The following is a 20,394-nucleotide window of genomic DNA, read 5'->3' as shown; positions in this document are numbered from 1 at the left end:
GAGTAAGCCATGACGGCAACGGCGAGCAAACCCGCGCTGACCGGCGGCTGCCAATGCGGCGCGATCCGCTTTGCGCTGTCGGCTGCGCCGACCCGGGTCAGCATCTGCCATTGCCGCATGTGCCAGAAGGCCACCGGCGCGCCATTCGCCTCGCTCGCCGATATCCCGAACGAGAATTTTGCGTGGACCCGCGGCAAGCCGGCGGCGTTCAAGTCATCGTCGATTGCGGAACGCGACTTCTGCGCCAAATGCGGCACGCCGCTGAGCTACCGCGCCATCGGCGGCCCCAAGATCGAGATCATGACCGGCGCCTTCGACAGGCCGGACCGCGTGGTGCCGACGCAGCAATTCGGCACCGAGTCACGCCTGGGCTGGGTCGGCAACGTGTCGAACCTGCCGAGCAAGACGACGATGCAGAATTTTGGACCGGAGAAATGCGCGGAAGTGTTCAGCTATCAGCATCCGGATCATGATTGAGATAGCGTGTTTCAACAAGGATCACGCACATGGGCAGTTTGCTATTCGACTTGCTGATGTGGCCGATCGCCAAGGTGCTTGAGAAAGTGTTTGACGTGGTACTCTGGCGGAAAACTGAAACGCCCCCGTCAGACGACCCGACCTACAAGAAGAACGTTCAGAGACTCATCGAACGCAATCGAGAATTCGAGAAACGACCATGACCAAGATTCCTGACTTCACCAACATCGCTTTCTCGCCCATCGCCGCCGGCGCGCCATCGCAAGGCGAACCGTGGCTGACGCCGGAAGGCATTCTGGTGAAGCCGGGTTACGGCGAGGATGACGTCAAGGGCATCGATTTCCTCGATACCTATCCCGGCATCGCGCCATTCCTGCGCGGCCCCTACCCGACCATGTATGTCAACCAGCCCTGGACGATCCGGCAATATGCCGGGTTCTCCACCGCGGAAGATTCCAACGCCTTCTATCGCCGCAATCTCGCCGCCGGCCAGAAGGGCCTCTCGGTCGCCTTCGATCTCGCCACCCATCGCGGCTATGACAGCGATCATCCGCGCGTGTCGGGCGACGTCGGCATGGCCGGCGTGGCGATCGACTCTATCTACGACATGCGCACGTTGTTCGCCGGTATTCCGCTCGACCAGATGAGCGTGTCGATGACCATGAACGGCGCGGTGCTGCCGATCCTCGCGCTCTATGTCGCCGCCGCCGAAGAACAGGGCGTGCCGCCGGAGAAGCTGACCGGAACGATTCAGAATGACATTCTGAAAGAGTTCATGGTGCGTAACACCTATATCTATCCGCCGACGCCCTCGATGCGGATCATCTCGGACATCTTCGCCTACACCTCGCAAAAGATGCCCAAGTACAATTCGATTTCGATCTCCGGCTATCACATGCAGGAGGCCGGCGCGACGCAGGATCTTGAGCTGGCTTACACGCTCGCCGACGGCGTCGAATATCTGCGCGCGGGTCTTGCCGCCGGCATCGATGTCGACCGCTTCGCGCCGCGGCTGTCGTTCTTCTGGGCGATCGGCATGAACTTCTTCATGGAAGTCGCCAAGATGCGCGCCGCGCGGCTGCTGTGGGCCAAGCTCCTGACGCAGTTCAATCCGAAGGACCCGAAATCGCTTTCGCTGCGCACCCATTGCCAGACCTCGGGCTGGTCGCTGACCGCGCAGGACGTCTACAACAACGTGATGCGCACCACCATCGAGGCGATGGCGGCGACGCAGGGCCACACCCAGTCGCTGCACACCAATGCGCTCGATGAGGCGCTGGCGCTGCCGACCGATTTCTCGGCCCGCATCGCCCGCAACACGCAGCTATTTTTGCAGCAGGAAACCGGCACCAACCGCATCATCGATCCGTGGGGCGGCTCCTATTATGTCGAGCGCCTGACGCACGATCTCGCCACCAAGGCCTGGGCGCATATCCAGGAAGTGGAAGAGCTCGGCGGCATGGCCAAGGCCATCGAGGCCGGCGTGCCCAAGCTGCGCATCGAGGAAGCTTCCGCCAAGACCCAGGCGCGCATCGATGCCGGCCGCCAGGCTGTGATCGGCGTCAACAAGTACAAGCCGGAGAATGAAGAAGCGCTCGACGTGCTCAAGGTGGAAAACTCCACCGTGCGCCGGCTGCAGATCGACAAATTGAAGAGGCTTCGTGGCGAGCGCAGCCAGGCCGACGTCGATGCCGCGCTGGCGGCGCTGACGCGCTCGGCCAAGGACGGCAACGGCAACCTGCTGGCGCTGGCCATCGATGCCGCACGTGCCAAGGCCACCGTCGGCGAAATTTCGGACGCGATGGAGAAAGTGTTCGGCCGTCACCGCGCCGAAATCAAATCCATCACCGGTGTCTACAAGCGCGAGGCGTCCACCATGAACGACAAGGTCCAGAAGGTTCAGGCGCTGATCGATGCCTTCGAGGACGCCGAGGGCCGCCGTCCGCGTATTCTCGTCGCGAAAATCGGCCAGGATGGCCACGACCGCGGCCAGAAGGTGATTGCTTCGGCCTTCGCGGATGTCGGCTTCGACGTCGATATCGGGCCGCTATTCGCCACCGCCGATGAAGCCGCGCGGCAGGCCGTCGAGAACGACGTACACATCCTCGGCCTGTCGTCGCTGGCCGCCGCCCATCTCACCGCGGTGCCGGAGCTGAAGGCCGCGCTCAAGAAGCAGGGCCGCGAGGACATCATGATCATCATCGGCGGCGTCGTCCCGCCGCAGGATTACGACGAACTCTACAAGGCCGGCGCCGAGGCGATCTTCCCGCCGGGCACGGTGATCTCGGAGGCGGCCGAAGAGCTGATCCACAAGCTCAATGCGCGGCTGGGACACAGCGAGGCGGCGGAGTAATCAAGACCACAATCAACCAATCGGGTGCCTGATGAGCTGGTCCATGGAAACTGGCACAATTCCGCCACCGTCCGTTGCAGAGCGTTTCTCGCATATCTACGAGAAAATTGCGCTGGTCAAAGAAGCTATCGCTGGTCGCACGTCGGCAGACCTCGCCAAGGACATGAGGACTTGCGTGGCCATGGAGCGATTTTTCGAGATTATCGGAATTGCTTCGGATCACATCCCGAATGAGATAAAGAAGCGCGAAGCTGAAGTAGACTGGACAGCGGTTGCCGAGATGAGTGATCGTCTCGGCAACGTCGCAATCAGAGTTGAGCCAGACACTCTTCTACATTGGGCTCACGATTTGATGCCTCCTCTCGAACGGTGCGCCGCGCGGCTCAGGTCTCCAGAATGAAACTTGCTTATATCCGTAATACTTCTCGTCTCGCAGGCTTGGCCTGTGCCTTCCTAATCACTTCCATAGCGATCTCCCTCGCCGCCGAGCCGACACCCGACATCCAGCTCAAGGCCAAATACACCGAGGTCGCCGTGTTCTTCGATGCCGCGATCAAGTCCGATGCGCCGCTGCTGAAATATCTCACATCCGCCAGCAATGGCTGGGCTACGAAGACGCTCAAGGAGCTTGCCGCGCAGCGCAAGGAGATGAACGATCTCCCTGCCGACATGCGCAACCGGCCATGGGAATCCGAGCGGACCTATGCGCAAAGCTCGTTGGTCGCGGCCCGCTATGTCAGCATCATTCGCGCGGACTACAACTACACCGGCGGCGCGCATCCCAATCGTGCCAACGACACGCTGCTGTGGGACAGGCAGGCCGGCAAGATGATCAGCATCCGCCCTTTCTTCACCGAGCTCGCCGATGGCGGGCCGGCGATGACGGCGATCCGCGATGCGGTCGTCGCCGATCTCAAAGTCGAGAAGACAAAACGCGACAACGACAATCCCGACATGAGCCTCGTCGATGCGCTGGAGCCGAAGCTGCTCAAGATCGGGCCGGTATCGCTGGCGCCGTCGACATCAGCCGACAAGAGCTCCGGCCTCAGCTTCCATTACGGCCCCTATGCGGTCGGCTCCTATGCCGAAGGCGATTACGACGCCTTCGTGCCGTGGGAGAAATTCAAGCCCTATCTGTCGGCCGAAGGCAGCGCGATCTTCGCCGGCGAGCGGCCGAAGGACGACGACAAGGGGCCGCAGTGACCAAAGCCCCCATCGACATCGACGCGCTCGCCAAAGACCTCCGCGCCGGCAGCCGCGCCGCGCTGGCGCGGGCGATCACGCTGGTGGAAAGCCGCCGCGCCGATCATCAGGCCGCCGCGCGCGAACTCGTGCAGGCACTGCTGCCCGCCACAGGCAAAGCGTTTCGCGTTGGGATCACCGGCTCGCCCGGCGTCGGCAAGTCGACCACCATCGATGTGCTCGGCATGTATCTGATCGAGCGCGGCCACAAGGTCGCGGTGCTGGCCGTCGATCCCTCCTCGGCGCGCACCGGCGGCTCGATCCTCGGCGACAAGACGCGGATGAACGATCTGTCCGCCCATCCGAACGCCTTCATCCGTCCCTCGCCGTCCTCCGGCACGCTCGGCGGCGTCGCAGCGAAAACGCGCGAGGCGATGTTACTTTGTGAGGCGGCAGGTTTCGACGTGGTGCTGGTGGAAACCGTCGGCATCGGCCAGTCGGAAACCGCGGTCTGCGACATGACCGACTTCTTTCTGGCGCTGATGTTGCCCGGCGGCGGCGACGAGTTGCAGGGCATCAAGAAAGGCCTGATCGAACTCGCCGACATGATCGCCATCAACAAGGCCGATGGCGACAACCTCAAACGCGCCAATATCACCGCTGGGGATTATCGCGGCGCGCTGCATATCCTGGCGCCGCGCTCGGAGCACTGGCATCCGCCAGTCGTGACCTATTCGGCGCTGACCAAGACGGGTATCGCCGAACTCTGGGACAAGGTCGTCGCGCATCGCACCGCCATGAATGCCTCCGGCGATTTCGCCGCCCGCCGCCGCGAGCAGCAGGTGAAGTGGATGTGGACCATGCTGGAGGATCGGTTGAAGGCACGGCTGCGCAGCGATCCCGGCATTCGCAGCAAGGTCAAACAAGTCGAACGCGACGTCGCCGACGGCACGATGACGCCTGCCGTCGCGGCGGAAGCGATCGTGGAGTTGTTGAGGTAGCGCGCCCTAACCTCTCCCCGCTTGCGGGGAGAGGTCGGCTGGCGGAGCGCAGCGAAGCCAGACGGGTGAGGGGGACTATCCACTCGCTCCGAGTTCGTGGAGAGTCCCCCTCACCCGCCTTCCACATGCCTCGCATGTTACAGGCGACCTCTCCCCGCAAGCGGGGAGAGGTTAGCGCGCCGTCGCGATCATGGAGGCGAATGTTGAACCGTCCCGGTACATCCCCCCGCATCCTCATCACCGGCTTCGGCCCCTTCCCCGGCGCGCCGGTGAACCCGACGCAGGCGCTGGTGCGAAAACTCGCAACGCTGCGCCGTCCCGCTTTCGCGGATATCACCCGCATCGCGCATATTTTCGACGTCACCTATGCCACCGTCGATCGCGAACTGCCCGAGCTGATCGCACGCCATCGTCCGGATGCGCTGCTGATGTTCGGCCTCGCCGCGCGCACGCCCTATATCCGGATCGAGACGCGCGCCCGCAACGCGGTGTCGATGCTGTGGCCCGATGCCGGCCACACCACGGTGCGCCGCGCCAGCATCGTACCTGGCGCCAGCGCGCAAAACTTCGGCCCGCACACGGCGCGTCTGTTCCGGGCCGCCCTCGCCACCGGCGCCCACGTGCGCTCCTCCCGCGATGCCGGCCGCTATCTCTGCAATTATCTGTCCTGGCGCAGCATCGAGGCCACCCGCGCGCCGAACGGGCCACGCCTCGCGACCTTCGTCCATGTGCCGCTGCTGGCACAAGACACCACCTCGCACCGCATGACCTCCGACGAACTCTCCGATACCGGTGAAGCGATCCTGCTGGAAATGATCCGCATGACCCGGGTCAAGCTGCGTGACGCGGCCCGGAATTCCGGGGTTTAAGACCGTCGAAACGACGCTCCCGGCCATTCTCTGAACATTAATTCATACAATTGGGAAATTCCGCCGGTTTCCGCGACGCAGCCATGCCGAAAGTCAACTTGTGCATCGCAGCATGAACACCCTAATGGCGGGAATGCTTTCAGGAATAGCTTTGTGACCGACATCAACGCCGACGCCGCCCTGGTGGTGTCATCGACCCATAGCCCGATGAAATTTGGCGAATTCGTCGTCGTGATCGCTTCGATCATGGCGCTGAATCCTCTTGCCATGGACATCATGCTGCCGGCGCTGCCGCATATCGGTGCGGCCTTCAAGGTCCCTGATGCCAACCACCTTCAGACCGTCCTCTCGGTCTTTCTGCTCGGCTTCGGCGTGGCCCAGTTCGCCATGGGCCCGCTGTCGGACCGCTACGGCCGGCGCCCCATCCTGCTCGGCGGCATGGCCGTCTATTGCGCTGCGAGCGTGCTCGCGCTGTTCGCACCGTCGTTCGAAATCCTGTTGCTTGCCCGCCTGCTGCAGGGCGTCGGCACCGCGGCGACGCGCGTGATCGCGGTGTCGATCGTCCGGGACTGCTATGCCGGCGGCCGCATGGCCAGCGTCATGTCACTGGCCATCATGGTTTTCATTTCGGTGCCGGTCATCGCCCCGTCTTTCGGGCAGGCCCTGATGGTGCTCACGGAATGGCGCGGCATCTTTGTCGTGCTGATGCTATACGGCTTGCTGACGCTGGCCTGGAGTGCCTGGCGAATGCCGGAGACGCTGCCGGTCGCCAAACGCCGCTCGCTCGCCATTCGTGATGTGCTGTATGCCTATCGGCAAACCGTCAGCCATCGGCAGACGCTCGGTTACGGCCTCGCTGCCGGCATTCTGCAGGGCGCACTGTTCGCTTTCGTGTTTACCTCGCAGCAGGTGTTCACCGAGATTTTTCATCTCGGGCCATATTTCCCGCTTGCCTTTGCTTCCATCGCTTTCGGCGTCGCTGCGGCCAGCTTCTTCAACTCGCGCGTCGTCCATCGCCTTGGCATGCGCGCACTCTCCCACGGCGCCCTGCTCGGTTTCGTCACTGCTGGCGCGGCGATGTTATTGGCCGTGGCGATGGGTTTCATGCCGCTATGGTTGTTCATCGCGCTGTCGATGCTGATGATGTTTGCCTTCGGCCTGATGTTCTCGAATTTCACCGCACTGGCGATGGAGCCGCAGGGCCACATCGCCGGCACGGCCTCCTCGCTCTACGGGACGCTGACCACGCTGCTGGGTATCGCCATCGGCACGGTTATCGGCCAGCACTATGACGGCACTCTGCTGCCGTTCGCGACCGGCCTTTTTCTTTGCACCCTCACTGCATTCGCGGTGATCCTCGTGGTGGAAAAGGGCCGCCTGTTCAAGTCTCACAAGATGGTGAGCTGAACGCTCTCGCGACGCAGCCGAATGGCCGCCGCGCAATTTTGAAATGTCTGGGAATACGTCGGGGCGAACCCGACGCCGCCATGAACGTTATCAATTTTTACCGGAGCAATCCGATGCCCTATGCACTGTTCTGTGACGACGCGAAACTGAGTAAAGCCTATCCGACCGAAGCCGACGTGTGGAAACTTGCCGCCGAGAGCGGCCTTGTCACCGATGTCGAAGCCAAGAATTCGAAGCCGACACCGCGCCGCGTGCTCGACAACGACTACGAGATCCGTCCCTGCCAGGCGGAGCCCGGCGAATGCCCGGAAAAGAACGAACGCGACGCCCAGGCCGAGAAGGATTTCCAGCTCGCGCTGACGGGACGATAGCGCGCGGGGCCCTCGGGCGCCCCAGCGAAGCGACGTTCGACATTAAGCGCCTGCGCGCTCCGCCGTTGGCCTTTCTCCCAAACACACGTCGTCATTCCGGGCGCGGTCTCAGCGAAGCTGAGAGCGCGAACCTCAGCAACTCCGCTTGGAGTGGTGGGGAATCTCGATCCACACTCGTCATTCCGGGGCAGGACGGACCGCGCAGCGGGCCGGCATGAGCCCGGAATCTCGGTGTGCTTTTGCGCTGAACAGGTGGGGATTTCGGGTTCGTCTTCGCGAAGGCGCGCAGCCGCCCCGGAATGACGGGTGGGAGACGGCAGGACAGTACCAAAACATCTTTTCCTATCTCCCGTTGACAATATCCCCATCAGGTTTATATTCCCCTATGTCCTGCCCCACCGAGAGGGGCGATCGCGATCGTCACGTTCGCGGGGCAGGATGCGGTGGACGCCGGAGATGCGGCGTCACGCGGTTCATGGGTGACGTCTGTCTTCGGGCAGGACGGATCTGCGCCAGCACTGCCACTGGCAAGGAGACGGCCGACCTTCGGATGGACAGACCCCTGGACAGTGTGACGGACGACCAAGTCAAAACGCGTTCGGCTTACTCGCTTGAGGCTCCCTTCCCATCGCCTTGGGACTTTAATTCGCGATCGGAGCGTTCGTCGAGGCAAAGTGCAAGCAACCGAAAAAACACCGCAGGCGGAACGTCGGGCACGCGCTCGGCGCCTCCGAAAGTCCTGATGCACTCTCAATTGCGGAAGACCGCATTCGCATCAGGCCCAAGGGTGCAACGGGCACCCGGCGTTCCGCACGCCCTCTCACAGGAGGGTGGGAATGCAAACCACGACGGCGCCCCCGCGCCGCAAACAATGGGGGCGATAACGCATGTCTGAAGAACAGTGGCTGTTTGACAATTGAATCTGTGATGGCGCGATGAAGGCGCCGCACCCACAGGTGTCATCCCCGGGCTTGACCCGGGGATCCAGCTTGGCCCGCACACCGTCGCACAAGACAAGGTGGATGGCCGGGTCAAGCCCGGCCATGACGTGGGGAGAAGCCTGGGATTATTGCGAAGCTCGCTTCGCGCCATCCGGCCATGACGACCGAGAGTGATGCACACGCTCTTACCGTTCCATATGTCAGAGCCTCATTAACCCTACCCTGCACATTCATCGCGGCTACTCTCGCCTGGCAACGTCACACGCATCATCTTGCGCTACGTCATCAGCGGACATCCACCGGGACCTCGAACCATGGACCTGCATCGCCGCCATCTGCTGACTGCGTCCGGCGCGGGTCTCGCCGCCGGCGCATTCGCCGCATCGAGCGATGCGGCACGCGCCGCCCCGCTCACCTCGACGCTCGGACGCGACGCCGCGCAATATGGCGTGCGCGCCAATAGCCAGGACGACCAAACGCGCGCATTGCAACGCGCCATCAACGAGGCGGCACGTGCGCAGGCACCGCTCGCATTGCCGCCCGGCAACTATCGCACCGGCATGCTCAGGCTCGCGCGCGGCTCGCAGATCATCGGCATGCGCGGTGCAACGACCCTCACCTTCAGCGGCGGCGCGTCACTGCTGTCAGGCGAAGGCGCGGACTATGTCAGCCTCAGCGGCCTCACGCTGGACGGCAATTTTGCCAACCTGCCGCCGCGGCGCGGGCTGCTGCACATGGTGCAGGCGCGCGAACTCCGCATCAGCGATTGCACCGTGACCAATAGCGGCGGCGCGGGCATCTGGCTGGACAACACGGCGGGCGCGATCACCGGCAATACACTCACCAACATCGCCACCACGGCCATCGTCTCGTTCGATGCGCAGGGATTGATCGTCGCGCAAAACACCATTTCCGGCACCAGCAGCAACGGCATCGAGATCCTACGCACCGCCATCGGCGATGACGGCACGCAAGTGATCGACAATCGTATCGAGGACATCAAGGCCGGTCCCGGCGGCTCCGGTCAATATGGCAACGCCATCAACGCCTATCGTGCGGGCAATGTCATCGTCTCCGGCAATCGCATCCGCAACTGCGATTACTCCGCGGTGCGCGGCAACTCAGCATCGAACATCCACATCACGGGCAACAGCGTGTCGAGCGTGCGCGAAGTCGCGCTCTATTCGGAATTTGCCTTCGAGGCTGCGGTGATCGCCAACAATACCGTCGATGGTGCGGCGCTCGGTGTCTCCGTCTGCAACTTCAACGAGGGCGGCCGCATCGCAGTGGTACAAGGCAACATCATCCGCAACCTGCTCCCGAAGCGGCCGATCGGTACGGCGCCCGACGACGATGCCGGCATCGGCATCTATATCGAGGCGGACGCCAGCGTCAGCGGCAATGTCGTCGAGAACGCGCCGTCCTTTGGCATGATCGCGGGCTGGGGCAAGTATCTGCGCGATGTCGCCATCACCGGCAACGTCGTGCGCAACAGCTTTATCGGCATCGGTGTATCGATCGCACCGGGCGCCGGCACCGCGCTGGTGAGCAACAACATGATTTCGGGCGCGTCGCGTGGCGCTGTCGTCGGCCTCGATCATGCGAAGCCGGTGACGCCTGACCTCACCGCCGATGGCGCGCAGCGCTATCAGCAGATTGCCCTCTCCGGGAACACGGTGCGCTAAAGCGCTGTCCGCAGCATCGGGTAGCGCGCGCTCATGACCAGAGGATCAAGCGCTTTCTGCCAATCAAGATCCGCCGGCGTCACCGCCGCCTGCCGCGGCGGAGCCTGCCGCAACAGGGTTTCGATCGGGATCAGGACGGGCGAAGCCGCTTCAGCCACCGGCTCGATGTCGGGCTGCAAGGGCGCAACCGCAGGCGCTGCAATGGCAGGAGCCGCGACGGCAGCAGGCCGTGGTGGTTCAGGGGCGCGCGGCGCCCGGTAGATCACCCCTTCCGAAGACAGCACGCGCCTCACGGCGGCGGTCTCGCCCTCGACCATCAGCCGCCAGCGTTCAACCGCTTCCTTGGCTTCCTGAATGTTGTCGAGAAACTCGGCTTCACTGTGAAAACGGCGCCAGCGCCCGCTCTCGAACAGTTCTGTCAGGTAATCCAGCCGGCTCTCGGCAAGAGCGCACCAGCGCTGGGCCAGTGGCCGACCAATGCCAGCATGCGGGTAAGGAAAATTCAGGTGAGATGACATGGAAATGTCCGCAAGAGAAAAAACGGACGCAAAGCAACAAACGAATCACTCACCAATACTTGGAGAGTTTCTGTGGAAAAGTTTTCGGGGTCCAGCGCAATGTGGTCAAACTTGGACAATTGCGTTGGAAACACGTGAGAAAGCCCCGTCAAACCTAAGGTATTGCAGTCAAGCCTTGCTTGAGCCTTGCTCGATGCCGGGCCATGCACCGGCAATCTATGACCTGAAGGTTAAAATTTTTGGTTAACAAAAACGAAAGACCCGTCCGGGGGGACAACCGGACGGGTCAAGCTATACCGGCGCGAATGTTTGGGCGCATGCGCCGGATATGGCCTCGTTGGGGAGGGAATGCCGCTCCCACATTCATATGTCCGGTCCACCCGGCCAAACGTTCAACGATCAGGAGATTATTTTTGGACGTCTGACGCCATCGACGGTGACGATGCCTCGACCGCACGCGTCGTCGGCGCCGGCGCGGTGACGACAACAGGCGTGACAGGCGCAGGCGCTGTCGCCACGGGGTGCTGAGCGCCCTGCACTGCCGATACCGCGCTATAGGCATCCGCCGCTCCGGCACCGAACAGGTCGTCACGGCCGGGCGCACCAAGATCACGCGCGGTTGTCATCAGGATGCTGCGGATCTCGTTCGGCCGCAGTTGCGGATTGCGCTCGATCATCAATGCGGCGAGCCCGCTGATATAAGCCGCCGAGAACGAGGTGCCGGACGTCATCTGGTACTTGTTGTCCGGTGCGGGCAGGAAGATATCGACGCCCGGCGCAGCCACCGCGATGTGGCTGCCACGGTTCGACGCGGAGAACAGCCTGTCATACGCATCGGTGGCGCTGACTGCGATCACGCTGGGGCTTGCAGCAGGATAAAGCGGCGGCGATTTCGGGCCGGCATTGCCTGATGCCGCGACCATCACGATGCCCTTGCTGGCTGACGCCGCAATACCGCGCTCGATCAGTGGATCCTGCGGGCCGGCGAAGCTCATATTGATGACCTGGGCGCCATTCAATGCCGCGTGGTTGATGCCCTTAAGGATGATGAAAGACGAACTCTCGGCACCGCCCTGCGACACACCAAAAGCGCGAATGGCCAAGATGCGCGCGCGCGGCGCGCTTCCCATCAGTCGCGCATGCGATACGATCGCCCCCGCAATGCCGGTGCCGTGCACATGCGCACCTTCCTTGCTGCCAAGCGCATCGAACGAACCCACGATGGCATCAGCAAGTTCGGGATGCGCGACGTCGATGCCGGAGTCGATCACAGCGACTGTGACATTGGCACCGGCGGACAGCTTGTGCGCCTCGGGCAGACGCAACTTCGCCAGCGCATATTGCGCAGGATCGCCCTCGCCCATCGTCGGCACTGTCACCTGGTCCTGCAGCATATAGCGGAAATTGGGTTGCACAGCGCGCACGTCAGCCTCGGCGCGCATCTGGGACTCGACAGTCTCGACCGAACGGTTGTCGGTGATGCCGAACAGGCTGATATTGGCGCCGATCAGCGGAAAGTCCTGCGACGACAGACGCTCCAGGCGCAGACGGCGCGCCAGCGCATCCGTCTGGTCGGGCGTGAGCGCGCTGTCGAGTTCGGCGACAATCTGCCGGGGGACATAGCGCGTATTGAGGGCCGCCTGCGGGCCATTGCTGCGCGGTCCACCACCGGCATTCTGACTGCGCGGCGTCGGGCCACCGCCGCCCAGATCAGCAACGAATGGCTTCTCGTTGCACTCGCCGGATGCCGCGCGATTGGCATAGGCACAGCTCGGATAGGTGTTGGGGGAATAGCGTACATAAGGAATGGTTGGCAGTACGCCCACGATCTTCGGCGGCGGTGTGCGCCCTGGCCGCGTGGATATGGGCGGTGTCCGGCTGGCTGTCGTCCCGATCGCCGCCCCGCGCGGGCCGACGCCGGTGATACCGACGCGACCAACAATGGGTCCACGGCTCGCGATATTCGGGCCACGGCCGGCGATGCGACCCGCGCCGGCAGCGATGTTCGGATTGATGCGCGGCGTTGTGCTGGGAGCGATCGTGGGAATGCGCGAACCGATATTGAGGCTCGGCGAGCGCATCATGCTCTGCGCGCCAGCGACCGAAAGGCTGAACGGCCACGCGACGGCGAGCGAAAGCACAGCGGCCGTGCATTTCATCATTGGTCTGGAGGCACCACGATCATGTCTCATGGAACAGGCCTCGCACGCATAATGCGGATCGGATCAACCGACGGCGCCTATTGCGCCTGAACCGCCATGCTGACGATCTTCTCGTTCTCCAGCCGGCGGATCAGCCCGGCGATCTGGTCCTTGGTCATCACCCGATTGCCGAACTGCAGCCGGAACAGCCCGTCCTTGCCGCTATCGACAATCGTGCCCTGATAGCCGTCGAGCAGCGCTGTGATGTCAGACACCCGCGCAGTCGGCGCAAAACGGACGAACAGGCGCGTCGGGGCTTCTACCGAGACCGGTGCCGGCGCGAGCGACCGGGTGACAGTGGTCGGTGCACTCGCTGGCGACGGCGCGGCTTCATAGGACGCGGTTTGGAATGAGTGTGTATCGCGCTGCATCAGCACAGTGCCGATGACACCTGCCTGCAGCATGATCGCAAGCGCGCCAACAGCGGCCGAAGCCGCCAGCGTCCGCGGCGAAAGCGATGCGAAAAATCCGGAAATCCGCGCCGACAGACCGACCGACGTTGATCCGCTGCGCACCGGCTCGGCGTCAATTGCAGCAAACAGCTTCTGCATCGCCCGTGAGGACGGCGCACCGAGGCTCTCATTGAGGCCAATGGTCTCCGCGTATTCTTCCTGGATCACGGCATATTGCTTCGCCAGTTCCGGATCCTTGGCCAGTGCATCATCGACGCGGCGCGCATCACGCGCGTTGAGCGTGCCCGCGGCGTGCCAAGGCAGCAATGCCTCGATCTCGCCTGGCTCCTGGGTCGGCACTTTGTTGCTCATCGCCATCATGGCCAGCCTCGTTCAATGCCGGCTGCCTTGAGCAGATCGGCTAATTTCTTGCGCGCATAAAACAGGCGCGTCTTGACGGTGTTCTCGGGAATTCCGACGATCTCGGCCACCTCTTCCACGGACTTCTCGTGGTAGTAGACGAGATCGACGATTTCCCGATGCTCGGGCGAAAGGGATGTCAGGCACTTCCGCAACGCGTCACTGGTATCCTTTTTCTGAACCGACACTTCGGGATTATCGGACGTATCCTCGATCGCGTTGGCCGTCTCGTCGTCCAGTTCGGCGTCCTTGCGCTTGCGCAGCGCGGACAGCGCCTTGAACCTCGTAATCGCCAGGAGCCAGGTCGAGACCGCGGAACGGCCTTCGAATTTGCCTGCCTGCCGCCACACATCCAGGAACACCTCGCTGATAAGATCCTCAGCAATCTGTTCGTTCCGCACCAGCCGAAGGCCGAAGCGAAACACCCGGACATGGTGCCTGCCATAAAGCACCTGCATGGCAAGACGGTCGCCTTGCGCAATCCGGGCGATCAGAATCTCATCCGATGCCGCCTGTGTTGCACTCACTGCCCGTCTCGCAAGGTTGGTCTGAATGAGGATGTAAGAGGTTCGATTGACAAGATAAAATCTTCTCGAATGGGCAGGAATATACCGGTCGCGGCTGCTTTAGCCGCGCCGAACGGGCTTTTACCGCCCTTTTCTTGGGCGGAACGGGTAACAGGTAGCATAATGCTGGGGCATTTCCGACCCGAACGCCAGCGATTCACACGGCAACCTTACCAAGTCGTGGCTTCCGGAACAGCCTTGAGACGGAGGAACCTGCATTTTGCAGCCATATCCCGAAACCCTCATCAATGAATACCGTAACTTGCCCTGGCGGCTTGTCCGCCACATCAAGTGAACTCGCCCGGGCCCGTCATCGGCCCGGGCATTTTTACTTAAATAACAAAGCTATTCTTGAAACCTTCTGGCAGTCCCGCAGTACGCGATCTGTCAACATTTGTCGCCGGGAGCAGCTAATGAGTAGCCGGTTACCAGATTTGACTCACGGCAATAGATACCAAACCTAAAGGCTTTGAGCACTAGAGTTCCATCAGCAAAACCCATCGATGGGCTCAATGACCGCAGCCGCTTCATCAGTCTTGAATCCAGTCAACGGCGACTTCGAAGCCGTCGATGGAGAGTTGCGGTCTGATATGCTGGCACGTCGCCTGAAGCGGCGACGGCAGATGCTCGCACTCGCGGCTGCCAGTCATGCCGTCAATGTCGTGCTGCTTTTCGTCTTCCTTGCAGCAGGCACTATCGATGGCACCATCGTCGCGGCCTATGCCGGCTGCGCTTTTGCCTCTGTCCTGATCTTCCTCGCGATCTCCGAGAGCGGCCTGACGGATGACTGGCGCGATCATTTCTTCGCGGCGCCCTACACGGCTGTCACTTACGCACTTCTGCTCGCCTTCGTTTACACCGCGCCCAATGTCGCCGTCGTGTTTCTCTGCGCATTGTTTCTTGTGGCCAATGTCATCGCCTTGCGTACCTCGCCCCGTGAAGGTGTCGGCGCCTGGACCGTCATGACCGGCGGCCTCGCATTGCTGTGTTTCCTCATCGATCTGCCCTTGACGCTCCCCTCCAGCAACTCGATCGAACGCTTCGGCACCTTGCTGACATTCTCGATGACCATCGCCCGCAGTATGTTCATTGGCATTTTCTCCAGCTCACTACGCGACGCGCTGTTTCGGCGCCGCGTTGAACTCGAGGCCGCCTACAAGCGCATCGAAGAGCTCGCAGAACTTGATGAACTGACGGGGGCGTTCAATCGCCGCTGCATCATGCGGCTGCTTGACGATGAAATCATCCGCGCACAGCGCAGCAACACACCCTGCACCGCCGCGCTGATCGACCTCGACTGGTTCAAGCGGATTAACGACAATTTCGGACACCCAACCGGCGACGAAGTACTGCGGACCTTCGCCATCACCATTTTCGCCAATATCCGCAGCATCGACAAATTCGGCCGCTATGGCGGCGAGGAATTCCTTTTGGTGCTGCCGGACACGCCGCATGACAAGGCCGTGCAAATGCTCGACCGTTTGCGGGGGATTGTCGAAGCCCTGGATTGGAGCGCATTTTCCGACGGCTTGACCGTGACGATTTCGGGCGGCGTTGCCACATTGGGTCCGAACGACACGCCAGACACCTTACTCGCACGCGCCGACAGCGCACTCTATGCCGCCAAGGAGCGCGGACGAAATCGAATTGCAAGCGCCTGAACGAATTTTACGACCCCTGGCCGCAACATATTAGCGGCAGGACACGATTAGAATTACGGGATTTGATTTATGTCTTCGAAGTCACCGTTATCGGCAAATTTACTCGACGAACTTGACGCCGCACTGGCCCACGGAACGGTCGCACGGCGCGTGGAAACGCTGCGCCGCGTCACGGATCTGTTCGTCAACAATGCCGTGGATTACTCCGACGCGCAGATCGCAGTGTTCGACGACATCTTCGATTGCCTGCTGACGCATATGGAAGCGTCTGCAAGGGCCCTTCTGGCCGAGCGACTGGCACCCGTCTCTATTGCACCGCCCCGGGTCATCCGGACCCTCGCATTCGACGATTTGATCGAGGTCGCCGCACCCGTGCTCTCTCAATCGGAGCAGCTCGACGACCATGCCCTGATCGAGAATGCACGCACCAAAAGCCAGGACCATCTGCTCGCGATTTCGACGCGCAAGGTCCTGAGCGGCGCCCTGACGGATATTCTCGTCGAACGCGGCAACGACGCCGTCGTCACCAGCACCGTCAACAACCGCGGCGCCGACATTTCAGAGCGCGGTTACAATACCCTGCTCTCTCGCGCTGACGGCAACGATACGATTGCGACATGTGTTGGCCTGCGTCCCTCCATTCCGCGCCACCATTATCTGAAGCTCGTCGCCAAGGCATCGGCCTCGGTCCGGGCGAAGCTGGAAGCCGCCCACGTCCACCACACCGCCGACATATCTCTGGTGGTTCAGCAGGTTGCCCGGCGGGCTCGTTCCGCACCAGGCAGCATCAGTCAGCAGACCGTCATCGCCCATGGTCTCGTACGCTCCCTGTTTGAAGACGGTCGGCTGGATGAAAACGAAGTGGCGAAATTCGCCGAAGCCGGCAAGTTCGACGAGGCTAACGCCGCGCTCGCGTGCCTGGCCAACGTGCCAATCTCCGTCGCGGAAACCATGATGGTCGAATCCCGCAGCGAGGGCATTTTCATTCTGTGCAAGGTCGCGAATTTTTCGTGGAAGACCGTCAAGACCATCATCAACATGCGCGAGCAACTCGCTGGAACACAGCTGTCTGACAGCGCGACCGACCGCGAGACCTATGAACGTCTGCGCATCTCCGCGGCACAACAGGTCCTGCGCTTCCACCGTATGCAGCAGGCGACGTCCGACCTACCTGCCGCCTGACGTTTGTCAGTCGACATGTTTCCACGCGAATGGCCGCAGTCTGGCCATTGAGACCGAGCGCCGCAACGCCAATTGCGCTGAGCAGCCATTCCGTCAGCAGGCATCGACTTGCCGGTGAAGGCGCTGATAGTGATGCCTCGATCACGGCGAATAACGCCGGAACGGGTTGGCATCAAGCAGGGCGGGATTCATGCGCGTCTTGATTACAGGCGCCGGTGGCTTCATCGGCAGAACGCTCACTTCTGCGCTGCTTCAAGCAGGCGCGCTCACCAATGCTACAGGCACAAGCGAAACAATCGAGGAGTTCCTCCTTCTCGACATGCATTTGCCGCCTGCATCCGACCCACATGTGAGGCACTTGCAAGCCGACATCGACGCACCCGATACGCTGAAGAAAATCGCTGCATGGAAACCCCATAGCGTGTTTCATCTCGCCGCTGTGCTGACCAGCGCCGCAGAACAGGACCCGGCGCGCGCGCTGGCGGTGAATGTTTCGGCGCTGGCGGAATTGATCGACGCCATTGGCACGAAGGATGCTCCGCCCCGCCTGATCTTTCCAAGTTCGATCGCGGTCTTCGGCGGGTTATTGCCTGATCACGTCGATGACGATCATTTGCAGCGTCCACAAACCTCCTATGGCACGCACAAGGCCATCGCCGAATTGATGCTGGCGGACGCCACGCGTCACGGAATGGTCGATGCACGTGCCCTGCGCCTGCCGATCGTGCTGGTGCACCCCGGCCCGCCAACACAGTCGGTATCCGACCGGATCGCGGGCATCGTTCGTGATGGCGTCGCCGGAAAGCCGTCGATTTGCCCATTGCGCGCGGACACGAAAGTGCCGATCGTTTCGGTGGAGACCGTTGCGCAGAATTTGATCACGCTTCACAATGCCGATCCAGCCAAGATGCGCGGCAAACGCGCGCTCAATCAGCCTGCTTTGACGATCAGCATGGACGACATCATTGAATCGATTGCACGTGTCACCAACACCACGCCGAACGTGACATATACCCTCGATCCCGATCTCAAGAAGATCGTCGATAGCTGGCCGAAAGGTTTCATTTCCACCCGTGCGCCATCCCTCGGCGTCGTCGCCGACAAGAGTTTCGAGGACATCGTGAGCCAGTATCGCCAGCGTCTTGCCGAAAAATCTGCTGCATGACCGAGCCTGCAGTCGACATCTGCATCATTGGCGCCGGCTCATCCGGTATTGCCGTTGCCAAGGCCCTGCACGACAAGGGGCTCAGTTTCGACATCTACGAGAAGGGCTCAAATATCGGCGGGATGTGGCGCTACGGCAATGACAATGGCCTGTCCTGCGCCTATCGCAGTCTGCATATCGACACCAGCCGCAACAATCTCGGCTACTCCGATTTTCCGATTCCAGCCGACAAGCCCGACTTCCTGTCGCACCAGCAGTTGCTGGAATATCTGGAAGCCTATGCGGATCGGTTTGGCGCACGATCTCGCACCCGCTTCAACTGCGAAGTGACCTCGGTCGAAAAGACCGATGACGGCTGGCGCGTCACGACGAAGGAAGGCACCCGCGAATACAAGACGGTGATTGTCGCCAACGGCCATCTCTGGGATCCGCGTTGGCCGACGTTCTCTGGCACATTCAACGGCACGGCGATTCATTCCAGCCAGTATCGCACCGCGCAGCCTTTCGAGGATAAGAAGGTGCTGGTCGTCGGCATCGGAAATTCGGCCGTCGATATCGCCATCGATCTCTGCAAGCGCGCCAGCAGCGTCGTGCTGTCCACGCGAACCGGTGCCCATATCATGCCGAAATACATGATGGGCATCCCGATCGATCGCTGGTCAGCCTTCTTCGCGCGCAAGCTGAAATTCCCGACACTGCTGACACGCATGATCATGGCACGGCTGATCTATCTCGCTGTCGGCGACCAGACCCGCTTCGGCGTGCCGAAGCCGAAACATCCCATGTGGCGCGAACATGCGACATTGAGCCAGGAGCTGCTGCCTTATATCGGCCATGGCTGGATCAGCATCAAGCCAAACGTCACCGCGCTGGAGGGGGACGCCATCGCCTTCGCCGATGGTACGCAGGAGAGCTTCGACGCGGTGATCTACGCAACCGGTTACAAGACCAGCTTCCCGTTCCTCGCGCACGAGATCTTCTCGGTGCCGGAAGATCGCGGCATGGTCGATCTCTATCGGCGCATCACGCCGCCGAACCGACCCGGCCTGTTCTTTGCCGGATTGGTGCAGCCCATCGGGCCGACCATACCGCTGGTCGAAATCCAGGCCCGATGGATCGCATCTGTGCTGACCGGAAAGGTCGCCCTGCCCAGCCCTGGCGATATGGCGCTGGAGGTCCGCGACTTTCACCAGAGGAAGATCAGCACCTGGCTCAATTCAGCGCGCTACACGCTGGAAGTCGATTTCAAGGATTATGCCGGCGAGCTCAACGGCGACATTGCAAAGGCAGCAAGTGGGCGTCCAGCGGCCATGGCATCGGCCTGACCGGATTCATTTTCGCGGAGCGCGTGGCTCACGCGCCGCTCAATAGCGCAGCACTTTCGAACCGATAGCTGCACCCAGCGCCGCCACGACGAGAGCTGCGAGCGTGTACCAGGTCGCCACAAACAGCGGCGAGTCGTCTGCGCAATGCGCGGCGTAAAACGTCGCCCCTAGGCCGGCTGACATCAATCCCGCGAGTGCACCGGCAACGGCGGGGCGTGACGGCGCGCCGTCGCGCAGCGCGATCATCGCGCCGCCGAGGATCGGCAGCGACAGCAACGTGATCGCCGCCGAACACAGCGATGAGTTTCTGCCGATAATGCGCACCATCATCGGCGCGCGCTGCGGCATCGTCATTTCGACGATCAACGCCACGATGAGTATGAACGGCGACAGCAGCAACAGCCAGATCCAGCGCCCCAACGACGCCTCGGGCCGGGACAGATGGACACTGATGACAATGGCTGGAATGGCGAGCGCCAAGGTCACGAGAAACTTCGTATCGAAGAACGGATTCCGCATCGCCGACATGAAGTCCGGGCGAATGCCAAGCGTCACCAGCAACATCGCTGCAACGACCGGCAGCGTGACCAACAGGGCCATCGCGAGCTGCGTGCTCACGGGACGCGGCCTCTGATCATTGTCGGCGGCGAGCGTTTGAATCAGGCGATCGGTATCCAT

The 20,394-nt window shown here is 61.8% G+C and carries 18 protein-coding genes; 13 read left to right on the top strand and 5 right to left on the bottom strand.

The genetic code is table 11. The annotated features are described in order from the left end of the window. The first annotated feature begins 9 nt into the window (after positions 1–9). The 9 genes from AB8B02_RS06805 to AB8B02_RS06765 all read left to right on the top strand — a co-directional run bounded on the left by AB8B02_RS06805 (position 10) and on the right by AB8B02_RS06765 (position 10,286). Positions 10–477, top strand: a complete 468-nt coding sequence (locus AB8B02_RS06805) for a GFA family protein (RefSeq protein WP_093759041.1) — start codon at positions 10–12, stop codon at positions 475–477. Between the two features lie 199 nt (positions 478–676). After that, positions 677–2,830, top strand: coding sequence for a methylmalonyl-CoA mutase (gene scpA, locus AB8B02_RS06800; RefSeq protein ID WP_320443706.1), 2,154 nt, complete (start codon positions 677–679; stop codon positions 2,828–2,830). Between the two features lie 43 nt (positions 2,831–2,873). Continuing rightward, entirely contained in the window at positions 2,874–3,230 is a 357-nt protein-coding gene (locus AB8B02_RS06795) for a HepT-like ribonuclease domain-containing protein (protein ID WP_158596821.1), read from the top strand. After that, positions 3,227–4,033, top strand: a complete 807-nt coding sequence (locus AB8B02_RS06790; RefSeq protein WP_439063502.1) for a hypothetical protein — start codon at positions 3,227–3,229, stop codon at positions 4,031–4,033. The genes AB8B02_RS06795 and AB8B02_RS06790 overlap by 4 nt, the downstream gene beginning before the upstream one ends. Beyond that, entirely contained in the window at positions 4,030–5,013 is a 984-nt protein-coding gene (gene meaB, locus AB8B02_RS06785; RefSeq protein WP_439063501.1) for a methylmalonyl Co-A mutase-associated GTPase MeaB, read from the top strand. Before AB8B02_RS06790 ends, meaB begins: the two co-directional genes overlap by 4 nt. Positions 5,014–5,213: 200 nt before the next feature. Next, on the top strand, positions 5,214–5,882 hold the full coding sequence (locus AB8B02_RS06780) for a pyroglutamyl-peptidase I family protein (protein ID WP_439063500.1): 669 nt from the start codon (positions 5,214–5,216) through the stop codon (positions 5,880–5,882). A gap of 153 nt (positions 5,883–6,035) precedes the next feature. Further along, positions 6,036–7,289 (top strand): multidrug effflux MFS transporter, encoded by a 1,254-nt coding sequence (locus AB8B02_RS06775; protein WP_439063499.1) that lies wholly within the window; start codon positions 6,036–6,038, stop codon positions 7,287–7,289. 113 nt (positions 7,290–7,402) lie between these two features. Then, positions 7,403–7,660, top strand: a complete 258-nt coding sequence (locus tag AB8B02_RS06770) for a hypothetical protein (RefSeq protein WP_089267288.1) — start codon at positions 7,403–7,405, stop codon at positions 7,658–7,660. A gap of 1,255 nt (positions 7,661–8,915) precedes the next feature. Next, a complete protein-coding gene (locus AB8B02_RS06765) occupies positions 8,916–10,286 on the top strand; it encodes a TIGR03808 family TAT-translocated repetitive protein (RefSeq protein WP_439063498.1) in 1,371 nt (456 codons plus the stop codon). On the opposite strand, the gene AB8B02_RS06760 is transcribed toward AB8B02_RS06765, so the two are convergent. From AB8B02_RS06760 to AB8B02_RS06745, 4 genes are all read right to left on the bottom strand, one after another. Then, the gene (locus tag AB8B02_RS06760; protein ID WP_231077383.1) at positions 10,283–10,804 is read right to left on the bottom strand and encodes a TIGR03809 family protein; all 522 of its coding nucleotides are present in this window, start codon (positions 10,802–10,804) and stop codon (positions 10,283–10,285) included. The two genes, AB8B02_RS06765 and AB8B02_RS06760, sit on opposite strands and share 4 nt — an antisense overlap. Before the next feature lie 407 nt (positions 10,805–11,211). Next, positions 11,212–12,963: a S8 family serine peptidase gene (locus AB8B02_RS06755; RefSeq protein ID WP_439063497.1), complete on the bottom strand. Its 1,752-nt coding sequence runs from the start codon at positions 12,961–12,963 to the stop codon at positions 11,212–11,214. An 80-nt stretch (positions 12,964–13,043) separates the two neighbouring features. Further along, a complete protein-coding gene (locus AB8B02_RS06750; RefSeq protein ID WP_115033649.1) occupies positions 13,044–13,778 on the bottom strand; it encodes a hypothetical protein in 735 nt (244 codons plus the stop codon). After that, positions 13,775–14,344, bottom strand: a complete 570-nt coding sequence (locus AB8B02_RS06745; protein ID WP_089266985.1) for a sigma-70 family RNA polymerase sigma factor — start codon at positions 14,342–14,344, stop codon at positions 13,775–13,777. Before AB8B02_RS06745 ends, AB8B02_RS06750 begins: the two co-directional genes overlap by 4 nt. 551 nt (positions 14,345–14,895) lie before the next feature. Between AB8B02_RS06745 and AB8B02_RS06740 the strand changes: the two genes are divergently transcribed. The 4 genes from AB8B02_RS06740 to AB8B02_RS06725 all read left to right on the top strand — a co-directional run bounded on the left by AB8B02_RS06740 (position 14,896) and on the right by AB8B02_RS06725 (position 19,716). Beyond that, positions 14,896–16,044: a GGDEF domain-containing protein gene (locus AB8B02_RS06740; RefSeq protein WP_439063496.1), complete on the top strand. Its 1,149-nt coding sequence runs from the start codon at positions 14,896–14,898 to the stop codon at positions 16,042–16,044. Between the two features lie 69 nt (positions 16,045–16,113). Then, positions 16,114–17,226 carry a DUF2336 domain-containing protein gene (locus AB8B02_RS06735; protein ID WP_120290751.1) on the top strand — a complete coding sequence of 371 codons (1,113 nt, stop codon included), beginning with the start codon at positions 16,114–16,116 and terminating at the stop codon, positions 17,224–17,226. A 190-nt stretch (positions 17,227–17,416) separates the two neighbouring features. Further along, on the top strand, positions 17,417–18,391 hold the full coding sequence (locus AB8B02_RS06730; protein ID WP_439063495.1) for an NAD-dependent epimerase/dehydratase family protein: 975 nt from the start codon (positions 17,417–17,419) through the stop codon (positions 18,389–18,391). Continuing rightward, on the top strand, positions 18,388–19,716 hold the full coding sequence (locus AB8B02_RS06725) for a flavin-containing monooxygenase (protein WP_439063494.1): 1,329 nt from the start codon (positions 18,388–18,390) through the stop codon (positions 19,714–19,716). Before AB8B02_RS06730 ends, AB8B02_RS06725 begins: the two co-directional genes overlap by 4 nt. Positions 19,717–19,755: 39 nt before the next feature. Here the strand turns inward: AB8B02_RS06725 and AB8B02_RS06720 are convergent, their stop codons facing one another. Further along, positions 19,756–20,394: an NrsF family protein gene (locus AB8B02_RS06720; RefSeq protein WP_439063493.1), complete on the bottom strand. Its 639-nt coding sequence runs from the start codon at positions 20,392–20,394 to the stop codon at positions 19,756–19,758.

This window comes from Tardiphaga sp. 862_B3_N4_1, assembly GCF_051811085.1.
GTDB lineage: Bacteria > Pseudomonadota > Alphaproteobacteria > Rhizobiales > Xanthobacteraceae > Tardiphaga > Tardiphaga robiniae.
Note: the sequence above shows the minus strand (reverse complement) of the source record. Positions and strands in the feature narration are given on the sequence as shown.